This window comes from Streptomyces sp. T39 (assembly GCF_008042045.1).
Taxonomy (GTDB): Bacteria; Actinomycetota; Actinomycetes; order Streptomycetales; family Streptomycetaceae; genus Streptomyces.
The window spans coordinates 70,789-90,478 of sequence record NZ_RDBP01000049.1 but is presented as its reverse complement, the minus strand read 5'-3'; the positions used below and the strand labels follow the sequence as shown (position 1 = coordinate 90,478).

Genomic DNA, 19,690 nt, shown 5'->3' with positions numbered 1-19,690 from the left:
TACCCCCGGTGGCGACCCGGTACTGCTCGTCGCCGACGACGTCCACCTGGCGGACCGGGCGGCGCCGTGTCCGCAGGGGGGCGGGCGGTGACCGAGGCGCCGAACGGTGTGAAGCCCACGGCCAGCGTCCCGGCGCCGGCCGTGGCCGCCTGCCCCAGCAGCCGCCGCGCCAGTCGCGACCTGCCCGTCCCGGCCGCGCCCTCCACCAGCAGCAGCGCGGCCGGCTGCCGTGCGCCGTCCGGGGTGTCGGGACTCTCCAGCACGTGCGAGAGCCAGCGTCCCGCCGCGCGATCACTCACCGTGTCCACCGAATCACTCTCCTGGGAGGTTCCGGGGCAATTCGTTTCTTTAGGTATACGGGTTTCAGTGTCCCTGATTGAACCCCTTGCGCCCGAACCACGAGTGTTGTGCTGCCGCAGAAGGTCTGCATGGCTGTCGACGGCCGCCGGGCACCCGCCCTCCGGCCGCTGGACCCAGGTCAGGGCATCGCCGCCCGGCCGAACAGGAGCCCAAGTGATCGCCATTGAACGTGCCTCGGAACCGGCCCGGCAACGGGCCGGCCCGACACCTGCCCTGCGAGGTCTGGCCCATTGCGCGATGCCTGCCTCCCCCGAGGCGGCCCGCCGCCTACGGCGCTTCGCCCGGGCAGTCGCACGCCGATGGCGACTGGCCGATCACTTCGACGAGGCGCTGTCGATCATCGTCACCGAGCTGGTGACGAACGTGGTGATGCACAGCGGCAGCCCCTGGGTGTCCACCGTCATCAGCGTCCGGGGTGACGCGCTGACGGTCGAGGTCATGGACGGCGGCTGCTGGAAGCACCGCCGCGACCGCAGGCAGGAGCCGCTGGACGCGGACGTGCCCTGCGGGCGCGGGCTCCGGCTGGTCGACGCGTACGCGCACCGCACCGTCGCCTCCCGGTCGGAGACCGGGAGCGTGGTGCTGGCCGAGATGGCCCTCGAAGGCGACCGGGCCGCGCACGCCGCGGTCGGGGACGTGTGGGCGGGCGCGAGTCCCTGTGCGGGGACGGAGCCGGAGGCGGGGACGCGGCCGGAGCCCCGCGGTCCGTCCACCGCGGGCGCCCCCGTCCGGCCGCGGACGGATCCGCCCGGGACCCGCGCCGCCTCGGGGGGCGGGCCGGAGCGGGGCCCCGGCCGCGACGCCGACCCGGATCTGGAGCTGGAGGTCGAGACGGAGTTCGCCGACGTTCTCGACGACCGGCACCCGGCCGAGAGGGACCGCGAGCTGGCGGAGGAGCTCGACGACATGGAGATCGAGGAGATGGAGCGCGACCTCGACCTCGATCTCGATCTGGACGCCCGCTCCTGACGCCTTCGGCGGACCGCTCCCCGTCCCGCGGTCGGTCGGCGCAGCGCCGCCCCCCGCCCGCGCCGGGGTCAGGACAGCAGCGGCCCCGATGCGCGGTCCAGGACCGCGGAGACACGGTCCCAGGTCTCCGTGTCGCGTTCCACGGCGTCCAGCGCGCGACCGGAACCCGTGCCCCAGGACGTCGCGATCGCCACGGCGTCGTCGCCCGACGCGGCGGCCGCGGCGAGCGCGGCGGCGCCGAGGGCGACCAGTTCGGTGCTCTCGGGGACGATCAGCGGCCTGCCGGACAGCCGGCGCACCGTCTCGACCCAGTGACGGCCCTGCGCGCCGCCGCCCACCAGGCGCAGCGGGCGGTCGGCGGCGCCCGGCGCGCCCGGGTCCTCGCCGCAGGCCCGCGTGACCTCGTCCAGCGCGCGCAGCACGGTGACCACGGCGCCCTCGTAGGCGGCGCCGAGGATCTGCTGCGGCGTGGTGGTGTGGCGCAGGCCCGTCAGCAGCCCGGAGGCGCCGGGCAGGTCGGGGGTGCGTTCGCCGTCGAGGTACGGCAGCAGCACCAGCTCGCCGCCGGGCCGCGCCGCCTCGCGCTCCAGGCCCAGGAGGGCGGCGACCTTGTCCACGGCGAGCGTGCAGTTGAGCGTGCACGCCAGCGGCAGATAGGTGCCGTCGGCCGCGGCGAACCCGGCGAGGGCGGACGACGCCGGCCGCGACCGGGTCGCCGCGAAGACCGTGCCCGAGGTGCCGAGGCTCAGCACCGGATGGTCCAGGAGCCCCTCGCCGCCCAGCCCGAGACCGACCGCGGCGGCCATGTTGTCGCCCGTGCCGGCGGCGACGGCGATGCCGGCGGGGAGGCCGAGTCCGGCCGCAGCGGCGGCGGTGAGCGTGCCCACCCGGGTGCCGCCGGTCGCCGCGACGGGCGGCAGCAGACCGGCGTCGAGGCCGACCAGGTCGAGGAGCTCGGGGTCGTAGGCGCCGGTCGCCGTCGAGTACCAGCAGGTGCCGGAGGCGTCACCGGGGTCCGTGGCCGCGACACCGGCGAGACGCTCGGTGAGGAAGTCGTGCGGCAGCCGCACCGCCGCGGCCGCCTTCGCCGCGGCCGGGTCGTTCTCGCGCAGCCACTGCCACTTCGACGCGGTCATCGAGGCGACCGGCACCGACCCCGTACGGGCGGTCCAGGCGTCCGGGCCACCGAGCGCCTCGGTCAGCGCCGCTGCCTGGGGCGCGGAGCGGGTGTCGTTCCACAGCAGCGCGGGGCGCAGCGGTACGCCGGCTCCGTCGAGCACGACCAGGCCGTGCTGCTGCCCGGCCACGGCGATCCCGATGACGGCCGAGGCGTCGGCGCCCGTGCCGCGCAGGGCGGCGAGGCCCTCGGCGACGGCGTCGCGCAGGGCGCTCCACCAGATCGCGGGGTCGCTCTCGCGCGCGCCGCCCTCGCCGGTGACGCGGTGCGCTGCGCGCCCGACGGCGAGGAGCCGGCCGGTCGCGGCGTCGGTGAACGCCGCCTTCGTGGACTGTGTCGAGCTGTCCACCCCGATGACGACCGCGTTCGTCGGCATGGCTCCACCTCTCGCTGCAGGGCACCGCCTATTTGGCGGGTTCGGAAACAAATTACTCCACGCCGTTGCGCGGCAACAGATGCGGAGGGTCTTCTGTGATCCGGGGTTCGTGTGCATTATTAGTAAAGCAAGAAAACAAACCCGTGAGCCCAAGGCGGACTGAGCCATGACGGAACGCTTCACCCCCACCCCCGACCACAAGTTCAGCTTCGGTCTGTGGACCGTCGGCTGGCAGGGCAGGGACCCCTTCGGGGACGCGACCCGCCCCCACCTGGACCCGGCCGACTCGGTCCGGCGTCTCGCGGAGCTCGGCGCGTACGGCGTCACCTTCCACGACGACGACCTGATCCCCTTCGGCGCGAGCGAGACCGAGCGCGAGTCGCACATCAAGCGCTTCCGGCAGGCGCTCGACGCCACCGGCCTGATCGTGCCGATGGCCACCACCAACCTCTTCACCCACCCCGTCTTCAAGGACGGCGGCTTCACCGCGAACGACCGCGACGTGCGCCGCTACGCCCTGCGCAAGGTCATCCGCAACATCGACCTCGCCGCCGAGCTGGGCGCGAAGACCTACGTCGCCTGGGGCGGCCGTGAGGGCGCCGAGTCGGGCGCGGCCAAGGACGTCCGGGTCGCGCTGGACCGGATGAAGGAGGCGTTCGACCTCCTCGGCGACTACGTCACCGAGCAGGGCTACGACCTGCGCTTCGCCATCGAGCCCAAGCCCAACGAGCCCCGCGGCGACATCCTGCTGCCGACGGTCGGCCACGCGCTGGCGTTCATCGAGCGACTGGAGCGCCCGGAGCTCTACGGCGTCAACCCGGAGGTCGGGCACGAGCAGATGGCGGGTCTCAACTTCCCGCACTCGATCGCCCAGGCGCTGTGGGCCGACAAGCTCTTCCACATCGACCTCAACGGCCAGAGCGGCATCAAGTACGACCAGGACCTGCGCTTCGGCGCGGGCGACCTGCGGTCCGCGTTCTGGCTCGTGGACCTGCTGGAGAGCGCGGGCTACGACGGCCCGCGGCACTTCGACTTCAAGCCGCCGCGGACGGAGGACTTCGACGGGGTGTGGGAGTCGGCGGCCGGCTGCATGCGCAACTACCTGATCCTCAAGGAGCGCGCCGAGGCGTTCCGCTCCGACCCCGAGGTGGTGGACGCCCTGCGGGCCTCCCGCCTCGACGAGCTCGCCCGCCCCACGGCGGAGGACGGCCTGGCCGGACTGCTCGCCGACCGGGGCGCGTTCGAGGACTTCGACGTGGACGCGGCGGCGGAGCGGGGCATGGCGTTCGAGCGCCTCGACCAGCTCGCCATGGACCACCTCCTCGGCGTCCGCTGACGTCGGCCCCGACGGGCCGTCCAGCCCGCCCGGCGTCCGCCGGGCGGGCTGTCTGCCGTCCGGGTACGGGTCGCCCGCGGGCGGGCGTCCGGGCTCGCGGGACCCTTTGCCGGTCCGCGTCCGGCGGGTGGTGGGTGGGCACGGCCCTTCGGTCCGTGTCCTCCTCGCCGGACGGGCTCGCGTCGCCCTCGTCCGGCGGTCGGGGCCCGGCCGCGCCCGGGGCTCGACCGTGGACACGGGACGAGCCCCGTACGCGCCCGGCTAGGCCCCGAAGTGGGCGTAGGCGACCGGGTCGGAGAGGGCGTCCTGGAGGACGAGGGCGGCCGCGCCGCGGGCCGCGTCGGCGGCGGGGGAGGCGGACCTCAGCCGGACGCCGTCGGCGGGCCACAGGCCCGACACCACACGGGTCGCCAGCTCCGCGCCCACCGGCGCGGCCAGCCACGGGAGCAGTTCGCGGTAGATCCCGCCGAGGACCACCGCGTCCGGGTCGAACAGGTTGACCGCGCCCGACAGCACCCGGCCGAGCATCGTGCCCGCGCCCTCCAGCGCCCCCCGGGCACGCGGCTCGCCGGACGCGGCCCTGCGGGCCAGCTCCGCGACACCGCGCGCACCGGACCGCTCGTCCAGGCCGGCCGCCCGCAGCAGGGCGGCCTGGCCGGCGTACTGCTCCAGGCAGCCGTGCGAGCCGCACCGGCACAGCGGACCGTCCTCCGCGACGGAGACGTGCCCGATCTCGCCGGCGAAACCGTTCGCTCCGCGCAGCAGTTCGCCCCCGAGGACGAGCGCGCCGCCGACGCCGATCTCGCCCGTCAGGTAGAGGAAGCTGCGGGCCTCGCCCAGCCCGCCGAACCACAGCTCGGCGAGTGCCGCCAGGTTCGCCTCGTTCTCCGAGCGGACCGCCAGCCGCCGCCGGTCGGGCCGCAGTGCCGCCAGCGCCTCGGCGAACGGCGTCTCGGCGTCCACCTCCCGCCAGCCCAGGTTGGGGGCCTCGCGCACGGTTCCTGCGGCGACGAGCCCGGGGAGCGCCAGGGCCGCGCCCATCGGCCTCAGATCCTGCTCGGCCGCCGACAGCAGGGCGCGCGCCGCGATCTGCGCGGCGCGCGAGAAGACGAACGCCGGGTCGGCGCCCCGGTTGTCCAGGTGCTCGACCAGACGCACCCGGTCCGTCCCGGCGAGGTCCGCCACGCACACGGACACGTAGTCCACGTTGACCTCGACGCCCACGCCGGCGAGACCCGTGCGCGCCACCTTCAGCACGGTCCCGGGCCGGCCGGCCTGCCCGCTGAAGGTCTTGCCCGACTCCGTCAGGAACCCGCTCTCCAGCAACTGCTCGACGAGCGACGACACGGCGGCCCGGGTCAGTCCGACCCGCCCGGCGACCCCGGCGCGGGTCGCCTCGCCCTCGTCGCGGACCGCCCGCAGGACGAGGCTCAGGTTGTGCCGCCGCACCGTCTCCCGGTCGGCCTTCGGCTCCAGGGGGGTCAGGGCGGGGCGGCCCCCCGGGCTGCCGGTGTGATTGCCGTTCATCGTGATGGCGAGCCTAGCCCGTGACCGTCCCCCGCCCGTCCTGCGGGCTTCGCCCGGCACAGCGGCCTACGCGCCCGCCGGATCCGGCTCCCGTTCGGGCTCGCACGGCTCCTTCGCGATCCGCAGCTCCTCCGCCGTCAGCGGCGGTCCGGGCAGCGGCGGCAGCTTCGGGCCGCGCAGCACGGCGAGCGCCACCTCCGGCTTGGCCAGCGACGAAAGCGGCGCGGACAGCGTCATCACGTCGAAGAGCGCCTTGGTCACCAGCGGACGGCCCGTCGCGGTGAGCATCAGGCGGTCGACGTAGCGCCGGAGCACGTCGGCGCCCGGCCCGGAGGCCTTGCCGATGGCCCCCGGGTAGAGGATGTCCTGGCCGGTGGCGAGGTCCCAGGCGGTGGACACCGGGCGGGCCACCGCCTGCTGCACCCGGCGCGCCAGGCCCGGTGCGGTGATCCCGTGGCCGGCGAGCGCGGACCGCAGGGCGACGACGCCCTGGGCGGCGACCGACATGCCGTGCCCGTAGACCGGGTTGTAGGTGGCGACCGCGTCGCCGACGGCGAGGAAGCCCTCCGGCCAGCCGGAGATCTTCTCGTAGTAGCGCCGCCGGTTGACCGTGGAGCGGTTGACCACCACGTCGGTGAGCGGCTCGGTGTGCGAGATCAGCTCGCCGACGACGGGGTGCCGCACCGAGCGGGCGAAGTTCTCGAACTCGTCGGCGGCGCCCGTCGGCTGACCGCCGCGGGTGCCCGACAGCGTCACCAGCCAGCGTCCGCCCTCCAGCGGCACGATCGTGGCCGTCCGGCCGGGACGCGGCTCGCGGGCGTCGGCCTGGACGTTGACCACCGGGAAGTGCTCCGCACCGGCGGGCGCCCGGAAGAGGCGGCTGGCGTACGCGAGACCGGAGTCGACCTTTTCCTCCGTCACCTCGTCGACGCCGAGGGAACGCAGCCACTCCGGGGCCCGGGAGCCCCGGCCGCTCGCGTCGACGACCAGATCGGCGTCGAGCACCCGCTCCTCGCCGTCCTCGGTGCGCACCCGGACGCCGCGCACCCGCGCGGCCGTGCCGCTCAGGCCGAGCAGTTCGGTGCGCTGGAGCACGGTGACGCCCGGCAGGGCGACGACCTGTTCCCGTACCACCCAGTCCAGCAGGTCGCGGCTGCAGGCGATCAGGAACTGCATCTCCGGCCAGCGGCGGAACCAGCCGAGCGCCGACATGGAGACCAGGCCGGTCGGCAGCGGGATGCGCCGGGCGCCGGCGGCGAGCCAGCGGTCGGTCGTCCCCGGCAGCAGGGACTCGATGGCCCGTGCGCCGCCGGACCACAGCAGATGCGCGTGGTGCGCCTGCGGAAGGCTCCGGCGGGAGTGCGGCCCGTCGGGGAGGCTGTCGCGTTCCACGACGGTGACCTGGTCGGCGTGGGCCGACAGGGCGGATGCCGCCAGCATGCCGGCCAGTCCTCCGCCGATGACGACCGCGGTACGGGCCGTGTTCCGGCTCGCCGGCCGGCTGGTTCTCAGGGGATCGCTCATGTGGTGCCGCTCTCCGACCTGGCGGCGCGTCCGCGCGCCGCCGCTACGACGGGTGACTGTCGCAGCGCGAGAGACATGCGCACCAGATCGCGCGGTCCTTCGGCTGCCCGGGATGTGTAGGTCTGTGCCGAGCTTACGATCTCGCCCTCCGGGTCGTCCGCCCGGGCCCTCAGCGCGGCGGCCACCATCGCGGCGTCGCCGACGGCCTGGGCCTCGCGCGGACCGGCGCCTGCAGCGAGCGCCTCCTCGCAGGCCGCGGCGCGCAGCTCCCGGTCGAAGTACGGGTCGAGCTGCAGCAGTCCGTCGTGGATGTCCGACTCCCGCTGGGTGACGCGCAGTTCGACGGGGGAGAAGGGGGAGATCCGTACGGTGGGCGTGCCCGCGGGGGTGGTGGACCGCAGTTCGTGCCACAGGGTGCCGAGCCGCCGGTAGGCGGTCCAGGCGTGCCAGTGGTCCGCCAGCCGCTGGCCGACCAGCGGCAGGACGAATCCGACGGCGCTGAGCAGGGCGCCCACCGACGCGAGGGGCGGGGCCAGGACGCTGCTGAGGCCGTCCCAGTCGACACCGGCCCAGCGGGCGAAGACGGCGGCGAACTTGGTGACCCCGTAGCCGAGGTTGAACAGCGAGCCGATCACGATGCCGGAGAGACCGCCGCGCAGCCATCCGCTCACCCGGGTGGACCAGCGCCAGCACAGGACGGTCATGCCGACCGCCGCCACGCTGTGCGCGACGAGGTACAGCACGATCATCTCGCGGATGTACGGAGTGTTGGCGTAGTAGGTGTCGAGGTCGCGCAGCCGTTCCTCGGGCGCGGAGCCGAGCGCGAACAGCACGACGAGCAGCACGACCACCACGCCGTAGCCGGCCACCAGCCGCCGGGAGGTGTGCCGGGTCTCCTCCGGGGGGCCGCCCCGCCAGTTCACCAGCAGGACCAGGCAGGAGGCGCTGAAGGCGGTCAGGATGCAGTAGACGAGCGGCCCGGAGATGTTGGGGACACCCGTGATGCTGTTGACCGCCGCGATGGTCGGCGGGGCGGCGAAGAAGAACGTGGACGCGCCCAGGAGCAGCAGCGCGCAGACGGACCGCAGCAGCGGGTCACGCCAGTCGCGCACCATCCCGGGAAGTTTGAACGCCAGTGCGACAGCGAGGGCCGCAGCCGGAATGTAGTAGTCCGAACCGTCCACGCATCAGCCCTGTGGCCCGCGGTAGCCCAGTGATGCCCCGATGCGCCCTTCGAGCCCGTCCCGGCACACCGGTCCGCGGCCGTTCGAACCGGCGAGCCAGGCACGGCACTTGCTGCCCAGCAGCAGGCCGAAGCTCTCCGCCTCCCGCTCCTCGGTCACGTCCGAACGCGAGCGGGCGGCGACCCGGAGCACCGTGGCCTGGATGTCCGCCTCGTCCGTCAGCAGCCGTGCGGCGACGGCGGCGCCCTCGACGTGGTGGCTGCAGTGCCCGGCGTTCATGTGCCACAGCTCATGGCCGAGAATGACCAGTTGATGGTCGGGCGCGGTGCGCTCCTCGATCACGACGAGATCCTGGTCGGCCATGTCCAGCCACAGCCCGCTCGCCGTGCCCGGCGGGAACGAGGCCATGCGGTAGCGGACCGGCCTGCCACGGCGTCTGCTCATGCCGTCGCACAGGGCGCGGTAGAGGTCGGCGGGTTCGGCGGGGGCGGGCAGGTCGATTCCGGCGACCAGCTCGCCGCACAGCCTGCGCATGTCCTTGCCTATGCTCACCGCTCTCCTCTCCCCGCCCGTACCGGTGGGGACACGTACGAATCCGATCCTGTCCGGAAATCAGGTATCCGTCGGTCTGACGCTCTCCAGGAGCAGATCGAGCCACTCGGTGACCTTGTCCCGGTGTTTGTCGGTGGGCAGTTGCGCTGCCCGCCAGGCGATGCCACGCACCCCATGGTCCTGCAACAGGCGCTCCAGCGGGTCGTTTTCCCCGGCGAAGTCCTGAAGCAGACCCTGCTCGGTGCGCTGGAGGGCCCCGACGAGGGCGTCCTCGTCGTCGGCGGTGAGGAAGCCCGCGTGCACCCGGAAGAAGCGCTGGATCGCGTCGCAGTGCTCCATCGTGGGCCTGCGGTCGCCGTTGATCAGCGCCCCCGCCTGCTGCCGCGACATCCCGGCGCCGTCGGCGATCTCCTGCTGCGTCCAGCGGCGGCCGTTGGGCTTGAGGCGGGTCCTGCGGAGCAGGTCGAAACGCTGGAGGAACCGTGCCTGGAGGTCGGGTTCGCCGGCCGGCCTGCCGTCGAGCAGCGCACGGACCACGTCCACCGGCACCCCCGACGCCTCGGACAGCAGATGGGCGTCGAAGACCTCGTCGTGGCTGATTCCAAGCTTGTCCGCGAGGTCGGCGACGCGGGCCTTCGTTGCCGCCAGATGGCTGCCCGCCGTCGGACCCGGAACCGAGAAGCCGTCCGTCACCAGTAGGTCTCCTAGATCATGCGGGACTGCCCCGCAGACAAGGGGCTGCCGGGAGATTAACCGTTTCGAGCGAATGCAGCCAGGCCTTGCCACAGCTGTGGCGTGAAATACGTGTTCGGTGCGCCGGAATGCCACGATAGTTGACATCCCTTGCCTGGCGGTAGCAGGATCCAGGGGGAGCAGGATGATCCAAAGGGGTTTGCCAGAGCGGGACTTGGCAGGACTTCGAGAAGCTTCGGAAAGGTGGCGTTCTCGATGGCGAACGAGGCGGGCGTCGGTTGTACGGGGGGTCAGGGACCCCTGGGCCGGACCGGTTCCGCACGCGCGGCCGCCCGTCCGAGGCGCCCTTCGGAACTGCTCGGACGGCGCCGCGAGGAGCTGGGCCTCAGCCTGAACGACGTGGCCGCCCGTCTCGCCATCAGCCCCTACACCTACGCCACCTGGGAACGGACCCCGATCAAGGACCTCGACGACGGCGCCCTCACCGCGGTGATGGGTGCTCTGGAGATGGACGACGTGCAGCGCGGGCGGCTGCGGCAGCTGGCCGGCGAGCCGTACTCCACCGGTTCCGGCAACGCCCCGCTGCGCCCCTCGGGGCCCGTCCCGCCGACGGCCCCGAGGGGCGCAGCGGGGCACGGCGCCCGTGCCCCGGGCGCCGCCGGTTCAGGCGGCGAGCAGCGCCTCGACGGCCGCCACGACCTCCGGCGCCTCCGGCTCCGTGCGCGGCCGGAAGCGCGTCACCTCGCCCTGCGGGGAGACGAGGAACTTCTCGAAGTTCCACTGCACGTCACCGGCCTCGCCGCCGGCGTCCGCCGTCCGCGTCAGCTCCGCGTAGAGCGGGTGCCGGCCGGCCCCGTTCACCTCGGCCTTCTCCAGCAGCGGGAACGTCACCCCGTACGTCGCCGAGCAGAACTCCGCGATCTCCTCCGCCGACCCGGGCTCCTGGCCGAGGAACTGGTTGCAGGGCACGCCGACCACGGTGAGCCCTTTGTCGCCGTACGTCTTCTGGAGCCGCTCCAGCCCCTCGTACTGCGGTGTCAGACCGCAGCGGGACGCCACGTTGACCACCAGCACCGCCTTGCCACGGTGCTCGGCGAGCGTCGTCGGCGTGCCGTCCAGCGTGCGCAGGGGGATGTCGAAGAGGGACATCGGGAACTCCTCGGTAATCGTGTGTCGGGTTGTCGGGCGCAACAGTGTGCGATGCGGCGGTCTCCCGCCGCGGGCGGACCGTCAGGGAAGCCTGCGGAACAGCCCCTCCTGGACCACCGAGACCAGCAGCCTGCCCTCGCGGTCGTAGATACGGCCCCGTGCCAGTCCCCGCCCGCCGGTGGCGATCGGCGACTCCTGGTCGTAGAGGAACCACTCGTCGGCACGGAACGGCCGGTGGAACCACATCGCGTGGTCCAGCGACGCCATGTCGAATCCGCGCGGACCCCACAGCGGCTCCACCGGAATGCGCACCGCGTCCAGCAGCGTCATGTCGCTGGCGTACGTCAGCGCGCAGGTGTGCACCAGCGGGTCGTCGCCGAGAGGGGCCACCGCCCGCATCCACACCGCGCTGCGCGGCTCCGCGTCCTCGACCTCCTTGCGCGTCCACCGCAGCCGGTCGACGTAGCGGATGTCGAACGCCATCCGCCGCGCCATCCGGTCCAGCGACTCCGGGAGCGCGCCCAGGTGCTCCTTGATCTCCTCCGCCACCGGCGGCAGCTCCTCGGGCCCGGGGAACTCCAGGCGCGGCGGCAGCTGATGCTCGATGCTCTCCGGCTCCGGCAGGTGGAAGGACGCCGTCAGGTTGAAGATCGTGCGCCCGGCCTGCACCGCGGTGACCCGCCGGGTGGTGAACGACCGCCCGTCGCGCACCCGCTCGACCTGGTAGACGATCGGCACCCCGGGGATCCCCGGCCGCAGGAAGTACGCGTGCAGCGAGTGCACCGGCCGCCCGCCGTCCGTGGTCCGCCCGGCGGCGACCAGCGCCTGGCCCGCGACCTGCCCGCCGAAGACACGCTGGAGCGACTCGTCGGGGCTGTGCCCCCGGAAGATGTTCACCTCGATCTGCTCCAGGTCGAGCAGATCGACCAGCCGTTCGGCCGGGTTCGTCATGGCAGTCCTCTCACGGCAAAGGGCGGATACGCGGGACGCGGGCGGTCAGAGCTGGCCGACGGACGTGACGCGCACGACCGCCCGGCCCTCCTCGTCGGAGGCGGCGAGATCGACCTCCGCGCTGATGCCCCAGTCGTGGTCGCCGACCGGGTCGGCGAACGTCTGGCGCACCCGCCACAGGCCGTGCGCCGGGTCCTCCTCGATGGCGATCAGCTTCGGGCCGCGGGCGTCCGGGCCGGTGCCGAGGTCCTCGTACTCGTCCCAGTACGCGTCCATCGCCTCGCCCCACGCGTCCGCGTCCCAGCCGGACGCGGCGTCCATCTCGCCCAGCGCGCCGACCTGGTCGAGCGCCGCCAGCTCCACCCGGCGGAACATCGCGTTGCGCACCAGCACCCGGAACGCGCGGGAGTTCGCCGTGACCGGCTTGACCTGGTCGGCCTTCTCCTGGGCCTGCTCGGCCGTCTCCACCTCGGGGTTGGCCAGCTGCTCCCACTCGTCCAGCAGGCTGGAGTCGACCTGGCGGACCATCTCGCCCAGCCAGGCGATGAGGTCCTGGAGGTCCTCCGTCTTCAGGTCGTCCGGGATGGTGTGGTCCAGGGCCTTGTACGCGCCGGCCAGATAGCGCAGCACGATGCCCTCGGTGCGGGCCAGCTCGTAGAAGGAGGTGAACTCCGTGAACGACAGGGCCCGTTCGTACATGTCACGGATGACCGACTTCGGCGACACCGGGTGGTCGCCCACCCACGGGTGCGACGTCCGGTAGAGGTTGTAGGCGTGCCACAGCAGCTCCTCCAGCGGCTTCGGGTACGAGATCTCCTGGAGCCGCTCCATCCGCTCCTCGTACTCGACGCCGTCCGCCTTCATCGCGCCGACCGCCTCGCCCCGCGCCTTGTTCTGCTGGGCGGCGAGGATCTGACGGGGGTCGTCCAGCGTCGACTCGACGACCGAGACCATGTCCAGCGCGTACGAAGGGGACTCCGGGTCCAGCAGGTCGAAGGCGGCCAGCGCGAACGTGGACAGCGCCTGGTTCAGCGCGAAGTCCTGCTGGAAGTCGACCGTCAGCCGCACGATCCGGCCCTGGGCGTCCGGGGTGTCCAGCCGCTCCACGACCCCGCCGTCCAGCAGCGAGCGGTAGATCGCGATCGCCCGCCGGATGTGCCGCAGCTGCTGCCTGCGCGGTTCGTGGTTGTCCTCCAGCAGCCGTCGCATCGCGTCGAAGGCGTTGCCCGGCCGGGCGATCACCGACAGGAGCATCGCGTGGGTGACCTTGAACCGCGAGGTCAGCGGCTCCGGGTCGGAGGCGATCAGCTTCTCGCAGGAGTTCTGCGACCAGGCGACGAAGCCCTCCGGCGCCTTCTTGCGGACCACCTTCCGCTTCTTCTTCGGGTCGTCGCCCGCCTTCGCCAGCGCCTTCTCGTTCTCGATGACGTGCTCGGGCGCCTGCGCGACGACGAAGCCCGCCGTGTCGAAGCCCGCCCGGCCCGCGCGGCCCGCGATCTGGTGGAACTCCCGCGACCGCAGCACCCGCACCCGCGTGCCGTCGTACTTCGTGAGCGCGGTGAACAGCACCGTCCTGATGGGGACGTTGACGCCGACGCCCAGGGTGTCGGTGCCGCAGATGACCTTGAGCAGCCCCGCCTGGGCCAGCTTCTCCACCAGCCGCCGGTACTTCGGCAGCATGCCGGCGTGATGCACGCCGATGCCGTGCCGCACGTAGCGCGAGAGATTGCGCCCGAACGCGGTGGTGAAGCGGAAGTTGCCGATCAGATCGGCGATCCGGTCCTTCTCCTCCCGGGTGCACATGTTGATGCTCATCAGCGACTGCGCCCGCTCGACCGCCTGCGCCTGGGTGAAGTGCACGATGTAGACGGGCGCCTGCCGGGTCTCCAGCAGTTCCGTCAGGGTCTCGGTGATCGGCGTCGTGACGTACTCGTACGACAGCGGCACCGGACGGGTCGCCGAGCGGACGACGGCCGTCGGGCGGCCGGTGCGGCGGGTCAGGTCCTTCTCGAACATCGACACGTCGCCGAGCGTCGCCGACATCAGCACGAACTGCGCCTGCGGCAGCTCCAGCAGCGGGATCTGCCAGGCCCAGCCGCGGTCGGGCTCCGCGTAGAAGTGGAACTCGTCCATCACGACCTGGCCCACGTCCGCGTCCTTGCCGTCCCGCAGCGCGATCGACGCCAGCACCTCGGCGGTGCAGCAGATCACCGGGGCGTCCGCGTTCACCGACGCGTCGCCGGTCAGCATGCCGACGTTCTCCGTGCCGAAGAGCTTGCACAGGTCGAAGAACTTCTCGGAGACCAGCGCCTTGATCGGCGCGGTGTAGAACGTGACCTCGTCGCGGGCCAGTGCCGCGAAGTGCGCGCCCGCCGCGACCAGGCTCTTCCCGGAGCCGGTGGGGGTCGAGAGGATGACGTTGGCCCCCGACACCACCTCGATCAGGGCCTCCTCCTGAGCCGGGTAGAGCGTGATGCCCTGGCCCTCGGCCCATGAGGAGAAGGACTCGAAAAGGGCGTCGGGGTCGGCGTCGGGCGGAAGCTGATCGATGAGGGTCACGCCCCCATCTTGCCTGCCTTCACCCCGGATGAGGGAACCGCCCGGCACCGTGAAGATCACGAACGGTACGCTGACCTGTCAACTCTGGGCGGTACGACGGCTGACGGGGCGGGGACAGGCAGATGATGGGACCGGCGCACTCACTCTCCGGGGCGGCCGCCTGGCTGGGGGTGGGCGCTGCGACGGCCGCCGCCGGCCATCCGATGCCGTGGCCGGTGCTCGTCGTCGGCGCGCTGATCTGCGCGGGCGCCGCCCTGGCGCCGGACCTCGACCACAAGGCCGCGACGATCTCCCGGGCCTTCGGCCCGATATCCCGCGCGCTGTGCGGGATCGTCGACAAGCTGTCGTACGCCGTCTACAAGGCGACGCGCAAGCCCGCCGACCCCCGGCGCACCGGCGGCCACCGCACCCTGACCCACACCTGGCTCTGGGCCGTGCTCATCGGCGGCGGGGCCTCCGCACTCGCCGTCCTCGGCGGGCGATGGGCGGTCCTCGGCCTCCTCTTCGTGCACATGGTGCTGGCCGTCGAGGGACTGCTCTGGCGCGCCGCCCGGGTCTCCAGCGACGTGCTGGTCTGGCTGCTGGGGGCGACCAGCGCCTGGATCCTCGCCGGAGTCCTCGACCAGCCCGGCAACGGCGCGAACTGGCTGTTCGACGCGCCCGGCCAGGAGTACCTGTGGCTGGGCCTGCCGATCGTGCTCGGCGCCCTCGTCCACGACATCGGCGACGCCCTCACCGTCTCCGGGTGCCCGATCCTGTGGCCCATCCCGGTCGGCCGCAAGCGCTGGTACCCGGTGGGGCCGCCGAAGGCGATCCGCTTCCGCGCGGGCAGCTGGGTGGAGCTGAAGGTCCTGATGCCCGTGTTCATGCTGCTGGGCGGAGTCGGCGGGGCCGCGGCGCTCAACGTCATCTGAGGCGCCGCGGCGCCCGGCGCCCTCCCGGAGGCCGGTGCCCCCCGGCGCCCTCCGAGAGGCCGAGCGCCGGGGCCCGGGAGCCGCTACCCGTGCCAGGACCGCCACAGCGCCGCGTACGCGCCGCCCGCGGCGACCAGCTCGTCATGGCTGCCCAGCTCGCTGATCCGGCCCTCCTCCACGACGGCGATCACGTCCGCGTCGTGCGCGGTGTGCAGCCGGTGGGCGATGGCCACCACCGTGCGGCCCTCCAGGACCCTGGAGAGCGAGCGCTCCAGGTGCCGGGCGGCCCGCGGGTCCAGCAGCGACGTCGCCTCGTCCAGCACCAGGGTGTGCGGATCGGCCAGCACCAGCCGGGCGAGCGCGATCTGCTGCGCCTGCGCCGGTGTCAGCGCCGTGCCTCCCGAGCCGACCTCGGTGTCCAGGCCCTCGTCGAGGGCACGGGCCCAGCCGTCCGCGTCGACCGCGCCCAGCGCCGCCCACAGCTCGGCGTCCCCGGCCCCCGCACGGGCGAGCCGCAGATTGTCCCGCAGCGAGCCCACGAAGACATGGTGCTCCTGGTTGACCAGGGCCACATGCTCCCGCACCCGCTCCGCGGGCATCCGGGACAGCTCGGCCGCCCCGAGCGTGACCGAGCCCGCGCGCGGCGCGTAGATCCCGGCCAGCAGCCGGCCGAGCGTCGACTTGCCCGCACCCGAAGGGCCCACCAGGGCCAGCCGCGTCCCCGGAGGGACGTCCATGGACACCCGGTGCAGCACGTCCACGCCCTCGCGGTACCCGAAGCGCACCTCGTCGGCCCGCACGTCACGGCCGTCCGGCCGCACCGCGGCGTCCCCCTCGTCGGACGCGATCTCCCGGACGCCCACCAGCCGGCCCAGCGACACCTGCGCCACCTGGAGCTCGTCGTACCAGCGCAGGATCAGGTTCACCGGGTCGACCATCATCTGGGCGATCAGCGCGGACGTGGTCAGCTGGCCGATGCCGATCCAGCCCTGGAGGACGAACACCCCGCCGATCATCAGCACCGAGGTGAGCACGGTCGCGTGGGTCAGGTTGATCACGGGGAAGAGCACCGACCGCAGCGACAGCGTGTACCGCTCCCAGGCCGTCCACTCCTTGATGCGCCGGTCCGACAGGGCCACCCGGCGCTCCCCGAGCCGGTGCGCCTCCACCGTGCGGCCCGCGTCCACGGTCTCGGCGAGCACGGCGGCGACCGCGGCGTAGCCGGCGGCCTCCGACCGGTAGGCCGACGGCGCCCGCCGGAAGTACCAGCGGCAGCCGATCACCAGCAGCGGCACCGCCAGCAGCACCGCGGGCGCCAGCGGCGGCGCGGTCACGGTGAGCCCGCCGAGCAGCAGGACGATCCAGAACACACCGATGGTCAGCTGCGGGACGGCCTCCCGCATCGCGTTCGCCAGCCGGTCGACGTCGGTCGTGATCCGCGACAGCAGGTCACCCGTCCCGGCGCGCTCCAGCACCCCGGGCGGCAGGCCGACCGACCGGACGAGGAAGTCCTCGCGCAGGTCGGCCAGCATCCGCTCGCCCAGCATGGCGCCGCGCAGCCGCACCAGCCGTACGAAGACCGCCTGGACGACCAGCGCGCCGGCGAACAGGGCCGCGGTGCGCTCCAGATGGAGGTCGCGCGCCCCGTCCGCGGCCCGCTCGACGAGCGAGCCGAGCAGCCACGGTCCGGCCATCGAGGCCACCACGGCGACCGTGTTGACCGCGATGAGCACGCCGAACGCGGCGCGATGACGCCGGGCCAGCTCGGCCACGTAGGCCCGCACGGTCGCGGGCGACCCCACCGGCAGGGTGCTCGCGGCCCGGGGGGCCGCCGGGTCGTACTCCGGCGGCGCCACGCCGATCATGCTGTCTCCTCGATGTCGAAGGCGTTCGGTGCCGCCGCCGCGGGGACGCCGGGCACCGCGGAGAGTCGCTCCTCGTCGGTCTCGCGGGTGACGACGGCGCGGTAGCGCGGCTCGGTCTCCAGCAGTTCGCGGTGCGTGCCGACGGCCGCGACCCCGCCCTCGTGCAGCAGGACGACCCGGTCGGCCCTGTCGAGCAGCAGCGGCGACGACGTGAGCACGACCGTGGTGCGGCCGGCGCGCAGCGCACGGACCCCCTCGGCGATCCGTGCCTCCGTGTGCGAGTCGACGGCCGAGGTCGGTTCGTCGAGGACCAGCACGCCGGGGTCCGTGACCAGCGACCGGGCGAGCGCGATGCGCTGCCGCTGCCCGCCGGAGAGCGAACGGCCCCGCTCGGTGATCGGGGCCTGCATGGGGTCCTTGTCCAGGGACGCCTGCGCCAGGGCCGCGAGCACGTCGGCGCACTCGGCGGCGGCCAGCGCGTCCTCGGGGGCGACGGCACCCGAGGCGGGGACCGCGAGCAGTTCGGTGAGACTGCCCGAGAGCAGCACCGGATCCTTGTCCTGGACCAGTACGGCCGTCCGGGCCTCGTCGAGCGTCAGGTCGTCCAGGGCGACGCCGCCCAGCAGCACGGACGGCAGGCCGTCGGCGTCGGCCGGATGCCCGCCGAGCCGTTCGGCGAGCCGGCCCGCCGCGTCGGGGTCGCCGCAGACGACGGCGGTCAGCGCGCCCGCGGGTGCGAGCAGTCCGCACGCGGGGTCGTAGAGGTCGCCGGACGGCAGCGCTGCCGGGCTTCCGGCGGCCCCGGCGGCGGGAGCGGTGCGCTCCAGCGCCAGCACCCGGGCGGCCCGGCGCGCGGACGGCCGGGAGAACGACCAGGCCATCGCGATCTCCTCGAAGTGCCGCAGCGGATACGCCAGCAGCATCACCGCGCTGTACACAGTGACCAGTTCGCCGACCTCGATCCGCCCGTCGCCCACCAGGCCGATGCCGTACCAGACGACCCCGATCATCAGCAGGCCCGGCAGCAGCACCTGGATCCCGGAGATGAGCGACCACATCCTGGCGCTGCGCACGGCGGCACAGCGGACCTCCTGCGAGGCGGTGCGGTACCGGGTGAGGAAGAGCTCCTCGCCGCCGATGCCGCGCAGCACCCGCAGCCCGGCCACGGTGTCGGAGGCCAGCTCGGTGGCCCGGCCGGCCTTCTCGCGCTGCACGTCGGCGAGACGGGTGGCGCGGGGGAGGAGCGGCAGCACCCCGAGCGCCAGTACCGGCACACCGGCGGCCACGAGCAGCCCGAGGTGCGGTTCGTAGACGAACAGCCCCACGCAGACCAGGACGACGGTGACCGCCGCCGCCAGGAAGCGGGAGACGCCCTCCACGAACCAGCCGATCTTCTCCACGTCGCCCGTGGAGACGGCGACCACCTCGCCGGCGGCCACCCGGCGGGTGAGCGCGGAGCCGAGGGCGGCGGTCCTGCGGGCGAGCAGCTGCTGGGTGCGGGCCGCCGCGGTGATCCAGTTGGTGACGGCGGTGCGGTGCAGCATCGTGTCGCCGAGGGCGATGAGGACGGCGGACACCGCCAGCACGCCGCCCGCCGCGGCGAGGCGTGCCCCCGAACCGTCGACGACGGCCTGCACGGCGAGGCCGACGCCGTACGGGAGGGCCATCACCGAGACGAAGTGCAGCAGCCCCCACGCCAGGGTGACGAGCTGTCCGCGGAGCTGGCCCCGGCCGAGCCACAGCAGATAGCGGGTGCCCGAACGGGTGTCCGGTTCGCCCGGATCGGGATAGGGAAGGTCGCGAATCTGCATGAGGTCCCACGGCTCGTCGACGGGTGGAGCAAACCGTGCAAGGTTCGCCGTTTTACCCGTCGCGGGCAATCGAATTACCGCGCACGGCGACGCACGGAGGCCGGGAACCGGCCCCGCACGCCCGCGTGTCCGCCCCGGCCCCCATGCGCCTCGCGCACCGGCCGCCGTCCGTGCGCCGTCCGTGCGCCGGGTCGTTCAGCAGCGGCCCTCGGCGCGCCCGTCGACCAGAGCGGTCAGCAGTCCGCCGAGCACGTCGCGCTGCTCGTCCGTCAGGGGCGCCAGCACGTCCTCGGCCGCCGCCCGGCGCGCGTCGCGCAGGGTGCGCAGGGCGGCGCGACCGGTCTCCGTGAGCTCGATGCGCGTCACGCGCCGGTTCGCCGGGTCGGGTGCGCGGCGCACGCACCCGACGGCCTCCAGTCCGTCGACCAGGCTGGTCACCGCGCGCGGGACCACCTCCAGACGAGCGGCGAGATCGGCCATCCTGGGGGGCGCCTCGTAGTGTGCGAGGGTGCGCAGCAGGCGGGACTGGGCCGGGGTGATCCGGATGTCCGCCTGCTCCAGCTGGCGCTTCTGACTGCGGTGGAGCCGTCGCGTGAGCCGCAGCAGCTGCTCGGCGAGCAGGCCGTCGGCGTCGGGGTCGCTCATGCGGGAACAATAACAGGACCTCGTTCATTGTGAATACAGGTAACAGTGAGCTAGGCTCCCCGAGACCCGAGCCCCCGCCCGAGGGAGAACATTTGCGC

At 73.5% G+C, this 19,690-nt stretch carries 15 protein-coding genes; 3 read left to right on the top strand and 12 right to left on the bottom strand.

All coding sequences use genetic code 11. From position 1 onward, the window contains the following. The first annotated feature begins 597 nt into the window (after nucleotides 1–597). A complete protein-coding gene (locus EAO77_RS40530) occupies nucleotides 598–1,329 on the top strand; it encodes an ATP-binding protein (protein WP_261994199.1) in 732 nt (243 codons plus the stop codon). Nucleotides 1,330–1,397: 68 nt separating this feature from the next. Here the strand turns inward: EAO77_RS40530 and xylB are convergent, their stop codons facing one another. Next, on the bottom strand, nucleotides 1,398–2,882 hold the full coding sequence (gene xylB, locus EAO77_RS30280) for a xylulokinase (RefSeq protein WP_147991523.1): 1,485 nt from the start codon (nucleotides 2,880–2,882) through the stop codon (nucleotides 1,398–1,400). A gap of 166 nt (nucleotides 2,883–3,048) precedes the next feature. On the opposite strand from xylB, the gene xylA reads away from it, so the two are divergent. Next, nucleotides 3,049–4,218: a xylose isomerase gene (gene xylA / locus EAO77_RS30275; RefSeq protein ID WP_147991522.1), complete on the top strand. Its 1,170-nt coding sequence runs from the start codon at nucleotides 3,049–3,051 to the stop codon at nucleotides 4,216–4,218. A gap of 261 nt (nucleotides 4,219–4,479) precedes the next feature. Here the strand turns inward: xylA and EAO77_RS30270 are convergent, their stop codons facing one another. The 8 genes from EAO77_RS30270 to EAO77_RS30225 form a co-directional block, all read right to left on the bottom strand. After that, a complete protein-coding gene (locus EAO77_RS30270; RefSeq protein ID WP_147991521.1) occupies nucleotides 4,480–5,745 on the bottom strand; it encodes an ROK family protein in 1,266 nt (421 codons plus the stop codon). Nucleotides 5,746–5,811: 66 nt separating this feature from the next. Next, entirely contained in the window at nucleotides 5,812–7,269 is a 1,458-nt protein-coding gene (locus EAO77_RS30265) for an NAD(P)/FAD-dependent oxidoreductase (RefSeq protein WP_147991520.1), read from the bottom strand. Continuing rightward, nucleotides 7,266–8,453 carry an MAB_1171c family putative transporter gene (locus EAO77_RS30260; RefSeq protein WP_147991519.1) on the bottom strand — a complete coding sequence of 396 codons (1,188 nt, stop codon included), beginning with the start codon at nucleotides 8,451–8,453 and terminating at the stop codon, nucleotides 7,266–7,268. The genes EAO77_RS30265 and EAO77_RS30260 overlap by 4 nt, the downstream gene beginning before the upstream one ends. A 3-nt stretch (nucleotides 8,454–8,456) precedes the next feature. Then, nucleotides 8,457–8,987, bottom strand: a complete 531-nt coding sequence (locus EAO77_RS30255; RefSeq protein ID WP_147991541.1) for a toxin-antitoxin system, toxin component — start codon at nucleotides 8,985–8,987, stop codon at nucleotides 8,457–8,459. 78 nt (nucleotides 8,988–9,065) lie between these two features. Further along, nucleotides 9,066–9,698 (bottom strand): helix-turn-helix transcriptional regulator, encoded by a 633-nt coding sequence (locus EAO77_RS30250; protein ID WP_147991518.1) that lies wholly within the window; start codon nucleotides 9,696–9,698, stop codon nucleotides 9,066–9,068. A 663-nt stretch (nucleotides 9,699–10,361) separates the two neighbouring features. Further along, on the bottom strand, nucleotides 10,362–10,847 hold the full coding sequence (locus EAO77_RS30235; RefSeq protein WP_147991517.1) for a glutathione peroxidase: 486 nt from the start codon (nucleotides 10,845–10,847) through the stop codon (nucleotides 10,362–10,364). An 81-nt stretch (nucleotides 10,848–10,928) separates the two neighbouring features. Then, nucleotides 10,929–11,798 carry an acyl-CoA thioesterase gene (locus EAO77_RS30230; RefSeq protein ID WP_147991516.1) on the bottom strand — a complete coding sequence of 290 codons (870 nt, stop codon included), beginning with the start codon at nucleotides 11,796–11,798 and terminating at the stop codon, nucleotides 10,929–10,931. A 45-nt stretch (nucleotides 11,799–11,843) separates the two neighbouring features. After that, nucleotides 11,844–14,357: a DEAD/DEAH box helicase gene (locus EAO77_RS30225; protein WP_147991515.1), complete on the bottom strand. Its 2,514-nt coding sequence runs from the start codon at nucleotides 14,355–14,357 to the stop codon at nucleotides 11,844–11,846. Nucleotides 14,358–14,479: 122 nt separating this feature from the next. Between EAO77_RS30225 and EAO77_RS30220 the strand changes: the two genes are divergently transcribed. Continuing rightward, complete coding sequence (locus EAO77_RS30220) at nucleotides 14,480–15,271, top strand: metal-dependent hydrolase (protein WP_147991514.1); 792 nt, start codon at nucleotides 14,480–14,482, stop codon at nucleotides 15,269–15,271. 83 nt (nucleotides 15,272–15,354) lie between these two features. Here the strand turns inward: EAO77_RS30220 and EAO77_RS30215 are convergent, their stop codons facing one another. The 3 genes from EAO77_RS30215 to EAO77_RS30205 form a co-directional block, all read right to left on the bottom strand. Continuing rightward, nucleotides 15,355–17,136, bottom strand: coding sequence for an ABC transporter ATP-binding protein (locus EAO77_RS30215; RefSeq protein WP_147991513.1), 1,782 nt, complete (start codon nucleotides 17,134–17,136; stop codon nucleotides 15,355–15,357). Beyond that, entirely contained in the window at nucleotides 17,133–18,947 is a 1,815-nt protein-coding gene (locus EAO77_RS30210) for an ABC transporter ATP-binding protein (RefSeq protein ID WP_147991512.1), read from the bottom strand. Before EAO77_RS30210 ends, EAO77_RS30215 begins: the two co-directional genes overlap by 4 nt. Before the next feature lie 195 nt (nucleotides 18,948–19,142). Beyond that, nucleotides 19,143–19,592 (bottom strand): MarR family winged helix-turn-helix transcriptional regulator, encoded by a 450-nt coding sequence (locus tag EAO77_RS30205; protein ID WP_147991511.1) that lies wholly within the window; start codon nucleotides 19,590–19,592, stop codon nucleotides 19,143–19,145. Nucleotides 19,593–19,690: the final 98 nt, after the last annotated feature.

Bases quoted from the DNA above. Each gene is read 5' to 3' on its own strand.
- EAO77_RS40530 (WP_261994199.1), top strand. From the start codon at position 598: ATGCCTGCCTCCCCCGAGGCGGCCCGCCGCCTACGGCGCTTCGCCCGG.
- xylB (WP_147991523.1), bottom strand. From the start codon at position 2,882: ATGCCGACGAACGCGGTCGTCATCGGGGTGGACAGCTCGACACAGTCC.
- xylA (WP_147991522.1), top strand. From the start codon at position 3,049: ATGACGGAACGCTTCACCCCCACCCCCGACCACAAGTTCAGCTTCGGT.
- EAO77_RS30270 (WP_147991521.1), bottom strand. From the start codon at position 5,745: ATGAACGGCAATCACACCGGCAGCCCGGGGGGCCGCCCCGCCCTGACC.
- EAO77_RS30265 (WP_147991520.1), bottom strand. From the start codon at position 7,269: ATGAGCGATCCCCTGAGAACCAGCCGGCCGGCGAGCCGGAACACGGCC.
- EAO77_RS30255 (WP_147991541.1), bottom strand. From the start codon at position 8,987: ATGCGCAGGCTGTGCGGCGAGCTGGTCGCCGGAATCGACCTGCCCGCC.
- EAO77_RS30235 (WP_147991517.1), bottom strand. From the start codon at position 10,847: ATGTCCCTCTTCGACATCCCCCTGCGCACGCTGGACGGCACGCCGACG.
- EAO77_RS30230 (WP_147991516.1), bottom strand. From the start codon at position 11,798: ATGACGAACCCGGCCGAACGGCTGGTCGATCTGCTCGACCTGGAGCAG.
- EAO77_RS30220 (WP_147991514.1), top strand. From the start codon at position 14,480: ATGATGGGACCGGCGCACTCACTCTCCGGGGCGGCCGCCTGGCTGGGG.
- EAO77_RS30215 (WP_147991513.1), bottom strand. From the start codon at position 17,136: ATGATCGGCGTGGCGCCGCCGGAGTACGACCCGGCGGCCCCCCGGGCC.
- EAO77_RS30210 (WP_147991512.1), bottom strand. From the start codon at position 18,947: ATGCAGATTCGCGACCTTCCCTATCCCGATCCGGGCGAACCGGACACC.
- EAO77_RS30205 (WP_147991511.1), bottom strand. From the start codon at position 19,592: ATGAGCGACCCCGACGCCGACGGCCTGCTCGCCGAGCAGCTGCTGCGG.